The organism is Prevotella sp. 20925_1_30 (assembly GCF_041433025.1).
GTDB lineage: Bacteria > Bacteroidota > Bacteroidia > Bacteroidales > Bacteroidaceae > Prevotella > Prevotella vespertina.
The window spans coordinates 73,437-85,459 of record NZ_JAPWAR010000004.1; the positions used below are offsets into that span (position 1 = coordinate 73,437).

Annotated in this window: 9 protein-coding genes; 5 read left to right on the forward strand and 4 right to left on the reverse strand. The window is 41.8% G+C overall.

Annotation, left to right across the window (positions count from 1 at the left end):
* The first annotated feature begins 190 nt into the window (after nt 1-190).
* Entirely contained in the window at nt 191-2,800 is a 2,610-nt protein-coding gene (locus O3603_RS02980; protein WP_371520417.1) for a thiol protease/hemagglutinin PrtT, read from the forward strand.
* A gap of 64 nt (nt 2,801-2,864) precedes the next feature.
* Nucleotides 2,865-3,410 carry a hypothetical protein gene (locus O3603_RS02985; RefSeq protein ID WP_155715718.1) on the forward strand — a complete coding sequence of 182 codons (546 nt, stop codon included), beginning with the start codon at nt 2,865-2,867 and terminating at the stop codon, nt 3,408-3,410.
* A 215-nt stretch (nt 3,411-3,625) separates the two neighbouring features.
* Here O3603_RS02985 and O3603_RS02990 read toward each other — a convergent pair whose 3' ends face one another.
* The 4 genes from O3603_RS02990 to O3603_RS03005 are packed head-to-tail and all read right to left on the reverse strand — an operon-like array spanning nt 3,626 to nt 8,737.
* Nucleotides 3,626-4,915: an ABC transporter permease gene (locus O3603_RS02990; protein ID WP_371520420.1), complete on the reverse strand. Its 1,290-nt coding sequence runs from the start codon at nt 4,913-4,915 to the stop codon at nt 3,626-3,628.
* A 50-nt stretch (nt 4,916-4,965) separates the two neighbouring features.
* Nucleotides 4,966-6,177 carry an ABC transporter permease gene (locus O3603_RS02995; protein ID WP_371520422.1) on the reverse strand — a complete coding sequence of 404 codons (1,212 nt, stop codon included), beginning with the start codon at nt 6,175-6,177 and terminating at the stop codon, nt 4,966-4,968.
* 23 nt (nt 6,178-6,200) lie between these two features.
* Complete coding sequence (locus O3603_RS03000; protein WP_371520425.1) at nt 6,201-7,184, reverse strand: HlyD family secretion protein; 984 nt, start codon at nt 7,182-7,184, stop codon at nt 6,201-6,203.
* A 47-nt stretch (nt 7,185-7,231) separates the two neighbouring features.
* Nucleotides 7,232-8,737 (reverse strand): TolC family protein, encoded by a 1,506-nt coding sequence (locus O3603_RS03005; protein WP_371520427.1) that lies wholly within the window; start codon nt 8,735-8,737, stop codon nt 7,232-7,234.
* Between the two features lie 196 nt (nt 8,738-8,933).
* On the opposite strand from O3603_RS03005, the gene O3603_RS03010 reads away from it, so the two are divergent.
* From O3603_RS03010 to O3603_RS03020, 3 genes are all read left to right on the forward strand, one after another.
* Entirely contained in the window at nt 8,934-9,149 is a 216-nt protein-coding gene (locus O3603_RS03010; RefSeq protein ID WP_009435948.1) for a DUF4492 domain-containing protein, read from the forward strand.
* An 84-nt stretch (nt 9,150-9,233) separates the two neighbouring features.
* Complete coding sequence (locus O3603_RS03015) at nt 9,234-10,769, forward strand: cytochrome ubiquinol oxidase subunit I (protein ID WP_009435917.1); 1,536 nt, start codon at nt 9,234-9,236, stop codon at nt 10,767-10,769.
* Nucleotides 10,766-11,908, forward strand: coding sequence for a cytochrome d ubiquinol oxidase subunit II (locus O3603_RS03020; RefSeq protein ID WP_371520431.1), 1,143 nt, complete (start codon nt 10,766-10,768; stop codon nt 11,906-11,908). The genes O3603_RS03015 and O3603_RS03020 overlap by 4 nt, the downstream gene beginning before the upstream one ends.
* Nucleotides 11,909-12,023: the final 115 nt, after the last annotated feature.

Here is a 12,023-nt window from a genome sequence, read left to right on the forward strand (position 1 = left end):
ATGAAACCTTCATTAAGTATAAAAAAGGCATTTATCAAAGAAAGATGATGTATTTAAAAATATGACGAAAACGTTTTCACAAATCAAGAAGATTAATTTTCAAAAGGAAATAATTAGCCTTTTAGAAACGAAGAAATTGATATCCTGGATACAGGTTAACAGTTCGACAAATAAGAAAAGATGCTTAGCAATGAGAATGATTACTACTTGTCTTTGCATGATGTTATCGTTTTCTTCAAACTTGTATGCTGATAACATTACCCCTACAGAGGCTCTTAACATCGCAAGGCGTTATGTCACTATAGACAAAAAGACCCAGCGTAAGATTCTTACACGAAGCTCTTCAGCCGTCACCTCAAGTCTACCATATAAACAAGCAAGTACACCTTATTATATATATAACGACTCCAAGGGCAAAGGATTCGTAATTGTTGCAGGCAACGATGCCATGGGGCAAGTATTAGCATATAGCCATGAAGCAAACCTGGATACAACTCGGTTGAATCCAGAAGTAGCCTATCTTCTCCACGAATACCGCCAGGTTTACAAAGAACTTAATAATAATTCAAAGCTTTCTACGGCTGCATATTCATCCCAGACAACTAGTTCACAAGATGAAATCAAGCCTCTCCTCCACTCTCATTGGAGCCAAGAATCACCTTATAATAAGTACACTGGCTATTACACGGGATGCGTTGCAACCGCCATGTCACAGCTGATGTTCTATCATCAATGGCCTATTGTTGGTAGAGGACAACATACCTATACAACGACAATTGACCAACAGCAACATTCTGCGGACTTCTCTAAATCAGTCTATCAGTGGGACTTAATGGACAATGACTATCGTTATGGACACTACAACGAAGCGCAAGCCAATGCCGTTGCTCACCTAATGAGTGATGTTGGTGTAGCGGTTAATATGCAATATTCCAATAGTGGAAGTAGTGCTCAAAATGGTAGTGCTTTGAATGCACTTCGTACGTATTTTAATTATGACGCAACAATGATTGCCAAGGGAGATGAGGGCATTGCACAATTCACCGAGATAATTAAGAATGAGTTACGCAATGGTTTTCCTCTTTATATATCAGGCAATCCTGGAGGTGGCAGAAGCGGTCATGCGTGGGTAGCCGACGGCTTTGATCGTAATGACTTGATACACATGAACTTTGGTTGGGGTGGTCAGGCGGATGGCTATTATTCGTTAAGAGCCTTAAACATAAGCTCTTCTGGCAAGGAATTTAATGGTAATGCGTTGAGTTTCGGGAAGCAATTAATCATCATCCTAGCCCATCCGAATAAAGCAGGAGTGGCTAAGATTGATTACAAATTGCGTGAGGAAGCACCTAACATTGCCTTTAATAACGAAGCTGATCTGCACTTTATAGGCGGTGAACCAACCACTTTAGAACAGAAGGAAATAGCCTATAAGAACTTTACAAATCAAAGTTCTATACCTTTCCAAGGCGACTTTGGAGTTGGTATCTATGATGAACAAGGACAGACAATAGCTGTTTTTCCATCAGATAGTCATAGCAAAGGTGGTTATACTCAGGAGTATTTTAAGATGAATGAAGGTAAGATTGTATCTGGAGGACTCGTCTTTCAAGATGTCACCTTCACGATTGATTTAAGTAGACTTCACGATGGTGTCTACTCTCTCTCACCTATTGTCTGTGCCCGAAAAGACAATGGAGAATGGGGCGAATGGGTGATGATAAAGAAGGCTCCACGCTATGTTTTCGAGGTTAAAGGGGCTAATATCACTTATCGTGAAAAGCCTTCTTTAGATGCTTCCTTCCAGTTTGCTTCATTGCCAACAACCGATGGGGAGGTGCAAGCGGGCAGCGACTTTAGACTTCATCTTGCCATTCGTAAGTTATGTGCTAAGCCTTTCGATGGTAAGATACAACTAGACTTCTTAAACGATAAAGACCAATCAGTTTATACGCATACTACTAAGAGTGTCGACTTTGATGACTTTGCAACAACCCGTTTAAACCTACTTCTTTCACTTCCAGATAACCTCCTCCCAGGGCATTACCGACTGCGTGCAACCATAACAAGCGACTATAGTGATGAGACTTGTATAGTAGGTGATGTGAATCAAATAGAGCCTTGTTACATTGATGTCATAAAGGTTGACCGCTCTCAGGAACTCCTTTCTAATGCGTTTGGATTTGTTCAGAACAATGCACAAGAGTCCATCGAGAGTTCTAATATAGATGTTCGTCGAGAAGGACTCATCAAAGTTGGATGCCTTATTTACGCCAAGGAGGATGCGAATTACAATGGTTCTGTCATATTAACTCTTATAGATAACGAAACTAAAGAGCATATTCCGCTATCGACTTACCCGAATAGTATCAATCTAGCGAACGCCTCGGATGGTGTTACCATCATGAGTGGATGGCTGAAAGACAAGGACTTAAAGCTCATCAATCATCGGCAATATCGATTAGCCCTCATCGCTAATATAGATGGTAAGGAGCTAGATTTATGGCCAAGAAAGGCTTCTCCCCTACTCGTCTCTATCGTCAATGGATCTTACATTCCAACGCCTAATGGCATTGACGAATTACATTCTAAAGAGCAAATCAGCTATTTCAATGGACTGTTAGAGGTAACACATAGTGGTTTAAAACACGTTGATATCTATACGATTAATGGGCAACTTCTTCTCCATCAAACGATTAATGAGGGAGATAGAGTTGCCATTCCACTAGCTCCATCAGCCTATATTATAAAGGTGACTACCGATAAAGGAGATTTCACGAAGAAGTTAATTTGCCATTAATTAATGATTCCCAACCAATGTCTCAAAGCTATTTAGTAACTTTGCATATCAAACAATAAGCATAATGGAAACGACAGAATTACAATATCCTAACGAAGAGAAGTTTAAGAATAACTTGGTAAGCTATCTGCAAGAACATGGTCTTGTGGATGAGATGTTACCAGATGCTATTGATATTGAAGGGAAATGGCTGGAGATTGCCCAGGCGTATTTACCAGACGGAACAAGGGAGTTTTCAGCTTATCCCACAGTCTCCTTAGGCTGGATGATGTATGTTGGTATGGCTGTTGCCAAGTATTGGGATGAAGATTGGGAACTATATAATAAGGTGGAAAACCTCTATACTTATCTTCGTGACCGCATTGATTATGACCACATGGACGACTATATTTGTGAGAAAGTCCTACTTCTCTCAGCCGAAGATCATCAACGGTTAGCAAGTGTTGTAGGCGAATGTGCCGCACGAACAAATAGTCTCCTTCATCATTTAGGATTAGCTCCTGGTAGTCCAGAGGCTTTCCACTCTTATGTAGCAGCACTCCATCAACTTTACACCATGGGCGCAGCTATGCAATTAAAGACCATGGGCTATCACATGACGAAATTATAAGTTGAAAGCCTCCACACGCTCTTCAGAAGAGCAAGTAACCATGACTTTGGAATAAAGGAAACGCCTTCTTCAAATGAAAGAAGGCGTTTCTTCGTAATGAAAAGAGCCTTTCCTTCTAGCAAGGAAAGGCTCTTCTTGATAGCAGGAAGCAATCTCCTGTCTTTTAAAAAATGATAGTATAGGAAACAAACCATTGTTTACTCCTATACAGAAGATTAATTCTGACCTTTCTTCTGACGCTCTTTCTTAATCTTATCTTGTATCATCTGATAATGCGAAATAGCGTGCTTACGAGCACTGATAATCTGATATCTATAAACGAAACAAGTAGTGAAGAAATAGATAGTAGCCTGTATCCACAACGCTCTCACTTCAGGGAGAATGTCATTAATAGTGCCTCCCATTGATGCTATTCGTAGATAGCCACGAACGCCAAAGGTGGACGGAATGATCCAACTGAAGCCCTGCCATATCCCTGGAATACTACTTTGAGGCCAAGAAGCACCTGTTAAGAATAGGAAAGGAATGGACGTAAAGACCACAAGGAGCATGACGTTTTCACGATAGCGAACAAGACATGAGAGGGTCATACCAAAGAAGATCACAGCAAGCAAGTAGGGTATTAAGAGCCAAAAGAGGTCAGTTGGGCGTGCTAACATCGTAAAGCTGAAGAAGTGCGGGACTGCCATTGTGACGTAAGCAGCCATCACGCAATAGACCATAAAGTAACAGAACGACTTGCCGAAGACTATTTTTAGGATTCCATCATAGTGCTTTCCGATTGGAACAAGGTCCTGGAAGCGATTGTTCTCACGTGCTGTACCAGCCGATAAGCCTATTCCTAAGAGCAAAGTCTGCTGTAAGATGAGGATTAAAACGCCTGGTAAGATAGCGTTACCATAGCCACCTGTAGTGTTAAAGATGGGTTCTGCGTCAACAATCATGGGTTCCGTAGTCAACTCCTCATCCCTTTTTGTGAATGAGAAAGAGTGAGTTTTCACTTTGTTAGCCCCCATCTCGAGTGCAACAGCTTGTGCGGTTTGATAGATAGCCTTATAGGTTAACATCAAACTCATATCACAATAGACCCCAACATGTGCTTGTTCCCCCCTATTCAAGGTCTCATCAAAGTTAGAAGGAAAGTATAATACGCCGTGAACTGCCTGCTTACCAACAAGGTTCTTAGCCTCATCTAGACTATTACAATAGTATGCAGCCTTCACATCAGGGGCTGCATCGAAGTCACGAATGAACTCCCTTGAAGAGGCAGTGTGCGATAAGTCGACAATAGCGACAGGCACATCACGCACCACCTCATTGTTATAAATCCACGAATAAAGCAGCGGATAAGCAAGAGGAACTAGTAAGAAGAATATTAACACACCCTCATCTTTCACCGTACTCTTCAATTCCAACCACCAGATATAACAGATAGATGAAAGGAAGTCAAGTGGTTGCTTGAGTACTTCTCTCAGTGTGAATCTTGTTTTATTATTATTCGACATAGATAATTATCAGCATTTATTCCTTTCAAGCAAAGGATATGTTCAATCAGTTATGGTATATAAACATATTCCAGCATAGCACGTTTCAAGTTCCATAGAACAAGTATGGGAGAGACCGCAAAGGCTACTAGAGCCATCACATTAACCCACGCCTCGACAAGAGGGAAGCCATTGAAGACGCAAAGCTGATAAACCATATAGTAATGACGAAGTGGTATGATCTGTGCCAGAGACTCTATCATTCCATCCATAGCAAAGAGTGGGAAGGTAGCTCCACAGGCTGAGAAACCAACGACAGCCCACAATGAACAAACGCTCATAGACATGCGTAAGGAAGGGATAAGACCAAAGACAAAGACGCCAAAGCCCTGCGATGAGAGGACAGTAAGCACTGCCATTAGGATGATCATGTGCAATCCTCCAGGGTGAGGGAAGTCCAGGTAGCCATAGACATACCACTCATATCCGAGGAAGATAGTTAAGAATATCAACGTTTGAGGGAGAAGTTTTCCTGTGACAGCAAGCATGATGTTGTTATTAGCTAGCTGCATCCATTGGTGCGCCCTACCAAACTTTAACTCTGTTCCTATCGAATAGACGGTGATGAGTAACATAAATAACACGAGGATACCAGGTACCATGATACTCGTTAAATATATGTTATAACTCATCCACGGGTTGCCTATCATGTGAACATCTAAGGCTATCGGCTGTATGAACTCCTTAATCTCTTTAGGTGTTTTACCAAGCATTTGGAGCTTTGCCGCACCCATTGCTGCCGACCCAAGAGCGGTCACTGTCTTCATATCCTTGTATAACATTCCACCTGCAACAAGCGTCACATTACTATAATAAAGAGATACATGTGGCTGGCGTTGAGCGATGAGTTCGGCTGTAGTTCCTGCTGGAATATAAAGGAAACCATATATCTCGTTGCGTTGAATAGCTTGTCTCGCCTCGGCAACGCTATTGTAATGAGCAACTACATGTGTACTTTGGAAGGCATCTAACTGACGTATTAAGGCACGTGTGGTGGATGTGTTATCATTGTCAACAACGCCACATGGCAACTTTTCGGGTTGCCCTTCATGCATTAAGGAAGTGAAGAAGATGATGGTAACTAATGGGAAAACAACCATACAACAGATGTAGATTGGGTTATGAACCATCAATCCCACTTCCCGAGAAGAGAGTGCGAGAAGTCTTTGCACACCCTTACCAAGAGAATTGAAAAACGATTTTATGTTGAATGATAACTTCATTATAAAAAGAAAAAAACTCTTCCTTATTTAATAATCAACGACATACCAGGTTTTAAACCATCGACTTTCTGCACTGGACGAGCCTTTACTTGGAAGGTCTTTAAGTCGTATTGTCCACTGCTCTTCGTAGCTTTCCACACAGCGTAAGAACCTTGGTCTTTGAGTGAGGTAACCTGCATTTCTATCTGTCTATCAAGTGCTGGGACAAACACCTTGAACTTAGTTCCAACCTTCATGTCCTTTAATTGATCCTCACGAACATTGAAGGTACCCCATATATCATTGACCATTGAGATGCTCATGATAGGACTGCCAAATCCAACGAGTTCGCCCACTTTAGGATAGATGGTCTCTACTTCGCCATCAGCTGTTGCACGTTGAACAGTCTCTTTGAGTACTGAACGAACCACATCAACAGCCGAGCGAGCTGCCTGAGCCTGCTTCTTTGCAGCCAACTTTGCCTCCTCTCGTGCCCCACTCTTGGCTAGTTCCCATTGCGACTTAGCGACTTGTACACCTGCTTGAGTTGCTTCAAAGGCAGCCTTCGCCTCGTCACGCTTCTGTGCACTCATTACTCCCTCGTCGAAGAGTCGTTGCATACGTCCATAGGTCTTTTCGGCTATTCCGTTCGCAGCAATAGCCTGTTGATAAACCTGATAAGCACTTTCAACAGCCTCACGACGTGTTGGAGCCTCGGCTAAAGCACTCAAGGCATCGGTCGCACCAGCGGTTGCTTCAGCCACTTTCTCCTGTGCGTTGGCTTCAGGAATAGCCAGTTTTGCTAGGATATCACCCTTATGAACATGGTCACCTTCCTTTACTAAGAGTTCAGTTACACGTCCTGGTAGCTTACAAGCTACACGATATTCACTCACTTCAACCTCTCCCTGGATAATTTCGGGGCTGCGATCAATCGTGAAATAACCAATCACTGCAACGATGATAACCACACTAACAAAGCCTAAAACAGCTAGAAGGATATTATTATGTTGTGATTTTGCTGACATAAATATTGTTGTTTTAATTTTAAAGAACCTATTTTCACCTCTATATATTATAGCTCTCCGATAGCTTTCTGAACACTCGTTTGTGCTAACTTAACAGCTATCTCTGCATCAATTATCGCTGTGCGGGCTATCTGCCAGGCTGTTTGAGCCGTCATAACATCAGTTACTGTCATCACACCTTCTCGAAAACCAACATTCGCACAACGTAGATTCTCATCTGCTGCAGACATATTCTTTCGTGCTGTGGCAAGCTCCTTATTGGCATCTCTGAGCCGTAGACGACTCTGTTCAATATCAAGTTCTATCTTCTTATGAGCGTCATTTAATTCCATTTGTGCTATACTCGTTGCCGTCTTACTAGCACATATCTTATACCGATTCGCACCCCATGTCCATAGCGGCATCTGCACTGTTACACCAATATTCCATACTCCCGAAAAACGATTCTGAAACCCATTAAAGACGTTAGGATTCATCACTGAGTATCCACCTGTTAGTAAGATGTGAGGGAGATAGAGCGCTGTTACGAGTTTGGTGTTCTGCTTACTGATGTCAACAGCATTCTGTAATAAACGCAGTTCGGGGCGTGCTTTAGTGATAGTGGCACTATCTGAGGCTGCATTTAAACGATTATCAAGTTGAGAGGAAGGCGTTGCTAGAATATCAGCATCTCCTTCATCAGCTAATAGAATATCCCCATCTAGACCAATACCACATAGTTCACACAATGCCATCTTAGCAAGTGATACACCGCTTTGAATACGTGCTAACTGTAAGTCGGCAGTGTTAACTACAACGTCAACTTTCAATCCATCAGCCCTTGTAGCTACCCCTTCGTTAATCATCTTCTTGACATCATCATCCAGTTTCTGTGCTAAGTTGCGATATTGAAGAGCAAGTGTTTGCTTCTTCTTGAGCGATACTGCCAGCCAGTAAGCATTATCAACACCATATAGAACAAGCTGTCTTTTCAATTCGATATTGTTCTGTGCTACCTGCTCACCAAGGGCTGCCATGTCATTAGCGGCTTTAATGGCTCCACCCATATAAATAGGTTGACTGACAATAACACCACCTGCATAAACATTCCTAGTATTGGTTCGGAAAGCGTCAGTGACGGTTGTTCCAATATTATTGGCAGCCTGCGTTAATGGAGAAGCAATGCTATTCAGTACCTGACCTAACTGTTGTGCTGTCTGTTGACTAATAATCCCCTGCTGTGCAAGAGAACTTAAGCTCTGACCTAGTTGATTACCCAACTGCCCTACAGAATTAGTTCCGATGTTGGTAAGAGCAGACTTCTGTTTACCATTCAAAATCGACACTTCGCGTGAGAAATGTTGATATCCTGCAAGCCCATCTACTCTTGGAAGGTATTTAGTTTTAGCCGCTTTATGTGTGTTCTCAGCAACATCTGCAGTCATCTTAGATATCTTCAACTGTCGATTGTTCTGCAAAGCTAACTCTCTACATTGGGCTAATGACAACACATTCTGCGCATAGGTGCTGTGGAAAGTACAGAGTACTAGTACACAAGTAAATAGTCTTCTCATTTATAATTGTTACACTTTTAAATTGGAGAATGCAAATATAACCTTTTTAAATGACTTACTTGTCAAATAGAGTATGTTAATCCTTAAATAAAAAAAAAACACCTATTTTTAAGGAAGTATAGGACAACTTTAGAAATAAATAACTATCTTTGCAACCATTATCTGTATTAAATACAAAGTAAGAAAACATTTCATCGTGACAAAGAAGAGCTTTTTTTATCGTGCATATGACCTCTATTATGATGGCTTCAAGCACATGACTTTAGGCAAGACATTATGGATGGTGATTATAGTTAAGCTAGTCATTATCTTCTTAGTGCTTAAAGTTTTCTTCTTTCCAAACTACTTAAAACAAAGAACAAAGCCTGGTAAAGAAGGTGACTTTGTTGAGCAACAGCTTTTGAAACGTTAGTTACAACGACTATTCAAGTAGCTTGTTTTTAACCCAAATGACATTTATTTCAATTCAAAACAATTAATAATTAACAGAGAAACAATGGAAAACCTACTCTTAACCATTGACCCAGGAACAGTTGACTGGTCGCGTGCGCAGTTCGCACTGACAGCCATCTATCACTGGTTATTCGTCCCTTTGACACTAGGATTAGCTGTCATTATGGGTATTATGGAGACCTGTTATTACCGTACGCGTAAGGAGTTTTGGCGCTCAGCAGCCCAGTTTTGGCAGCGACTCTTTGGTATTAACTTTGCCATGGGAGTGGCTACTGGTATCATACTAGAGTTCGAGTTTGGTACTAACTGGAGTAATTACTCTTGGTTTGTTGGCGACATCTTCGGTGCTCCACTAGCAATAGAAGGAATCTTAGCGTTCTTTATGGAGTCCACATTCGTTGCTGTTATGTTCTTCGGATGGTCGAAGGTCTCTGCTGGTTTTCACCTCGCTTCGACATGGTTAACAGGCTTAGGTGCAACGTTATCAGCATGGTGGATTCTTGTTGCCAACGCTTGGATGCAATATCCAATAGGCTGTACTTTCAACCCAGAGACGATGCGTAACGAGATGACCTCATTCTTGGACGTAGCCTTGAGTCCGTTTGCTATAGATAAGTTCACCCATACAGTCACCTCTGCTTGGGTACTTGGTGCAGCCTTCACAGTCGGTGTAAGTTGCTGGTATCTATTGCGTAAACGCCACGTGGAACTCGCTAAGCAAAGTATCAAGATAGGTTCTATTGTTGGTTTAGTAGCCTCTCTCTTAGCAGCATCTACAGGTCATGAGTCTGCTTACATGGTAGCTCAAACACAGCCAATGAAGCTCGCTGCAATGGAAGCATTGTATGAGGGAGGCAATAGCCAGAGCCTTACTGGTATTGCAATGGTCAATCCTTTTAGCCAACCAGACTATATGAATGAGTCTGAACCACCTATGCGTGTGGCAGTTCCCAATATGTTATCAATCCTCGCAACTAAGTCTACTACTGGCTATGTACCTGGTGTTCGAGACATTATCAAGGGCTATACTAAGGCAGATGGAACCAAAGAACCATCCTTGAAAGAGAAGCAAGAAAGAGGCAAGAGAGCCATTCAAGCACTCAAAGACTATCGTGCAGGAAAGAACAAGGAGACCAATAAGAAGATCCTTGATAGTGATATGAAATACTTTGGTTATGGCTATATCAAAGATGCTAATCAACTGGTACCTTACATCCCAATTAACTTCTGGGCATTCCGCACAATGGTAGGTCTTGGCTGTTTATTCATCCTTGTCTTTGCTCTAATGTTATTCATTCTTTATAGGAAAGACATTACTCGTCCACGTTGGTTACAATATCTGGGACTAGCATTGATACCGCTCGCTTACATTGCAAGTGAGAGTGGTTGGCTTGTTGCCGAGTTTGGTCGTCAACCTTGGACAATACAAGATATGCTACCTACTTGGGCTGCTGTTAGTGACCTGTCAAGTGGTGGTATCGCCTTCACCTTCTTCCTCTTTCTTGTGTTATTTACGGCTATGTTAACCGTAGAGATTAGTATTATGTGTAAGCAAATAAAGAAAGGACCAGCTCTATGACATATTATTTCCTACAAAACTATTGGTGGTTTATCATCTCACTATTGGGTGCGTTGCTTGTATTCTTACTATTCGTACAAGGCGCTAACTCGATGATCTTCCAGTTAGGAAAGACTCCTGACGACCGCAGAATGTTGATTAACTCCACTGGACGTAAGTGGGAGTTCACCTTTACAACACTTGTTACATTCGGCGGGGCATTCTTTGCTTCATTCCCATTGTTCTATAGTACGAGCTTTGGAAGTGCTTATTGGATATGGTTACTAATCCTGTTTACATTCATCATACAGGCTATTAGCTATGAATTTCAGAACAAGGCGGGTAACATCTTTGGTGTTCGTACATTCCAAACATGCCTTATCATCAATGGTATTCTTGGTCCGTTGCTCTTAGGCGGAGCTGTTGCAACCTTCTTCACAGGCTCTAACTTCATCGTTGAAAAGGCTAACATCACCAATAGTATGCAACCCGTTATCTCTCATTGGGCTAATGGTTCACGTGGACTTGACGTCTTGCTCAATCCTTGGGTAGTCATCTTTGGTATTGCGGTGGTGTTCTTAGCACGCATCCTGGGTACGCTCTACATTAATAATAATGTGAACGACGATACAATCCGTACCCGTGTTCGCAAGCAGTTATTGGTTAATACCATTCTATTCTTGCTCTTCTTCTTACCTTTCCTCATTGTTACTTTGTTCAGCGAGGGCTATGCGGTAAATGAAGCAGGTACTATCGTCATGGAACCAATGAAGTATTTTAATAACCTACTAACGATGTGGCCATTGGCTATTATCCTTCTCGTGGGTGTTATCCTACTTCTTTTTGGAATCATCAAGACCATCCTTAAACCCAATTATGTGCGTGGTATATGGCCTGCAGGTATAGGAGTTGTATGTGTGGTATTGGTTCTCTTCCTCATTGCAGGATGGAACAACACAGCTTACTATCCCTCTACTGCCGACTTACAGAGTTCTTTGACCATTCAAAACAGCTCATCAAGTGAGTTCACACTCAAGGCTATGTTCTACGTAAGTTTCCTCGTTCCATTCGTCTTGGCATACATTGTTTATGCTTGGAGAGCCATTGATAAGAAGGCTATCGATAGACAAGAAATAACAGAGGATGACCATGCTTATTAATTTGTAAGCGCATATTTCAAACATAGAAAACCATCAAAGGTGAGAGTTGCAACCTATCTGTAGGTTCTTCTCTCACCTTTCTCTTTGTCCTTTAAAACCAACTAAAAAAGCATTA

Bases quoted from the DNA above. Each gene is read 5' to 3' on its own strand.
- O3603_RS02990 (WP_371520420.1), bottom strand. From the start codon at position 4,915: ATGTCGAATAATAATAAAACAAGATTCACACTGAGAGAAGTACTCAAG.
- O3603_RS02985 (WP_155715718.1), top strand. From the start codon at position 2,865: ATGGAAACGACAGAATTACAATATCCTAACGAAGAGAAGTTTAAGAAT.
- O3603_RS02995 (WP_371520422.1), bottom strand. From the start codon at position 6,177: ATGAAGTTATCATTCAACATAAAATCGTTTTTCAATTCTCTTGGTAAG.
- O3603_RS03015 (WP_009435917.1), top strand. From the start codon at position 9,234: ATGGAAAACCTACTCTTAACCATTGACCCAGGAACAGTTGACTGGTCG.
- O3603_RS03000 (WP_371520425.1), bottom strand. From the start codon at position 7,184: ATGTCAGCAAAATCACAACATAATAATATCCTTCTAGCTGTTTTAGGC.
- O3603_RS03020 (WP_371520431.1), top strand. From the start codon at position 10,766: ATGACATATTATTTCCTACAAAACTATTGGTGGTTTATCATCTCACTA.
- O3603_RS02980 (WP_371520417.1), top strand. From the start codon at position 191: ATGAGAATGATTACTACTTGTCTTTGCATGATGTTATCGTTTTCTTCA.
- O3603_RS03005 (WP_371520427.1), bottom strand. From the start codon at position 8,737: ATGAGAAGACTATTTACTTGTGTACTAGTACTCTGTACTTTCCACAGC.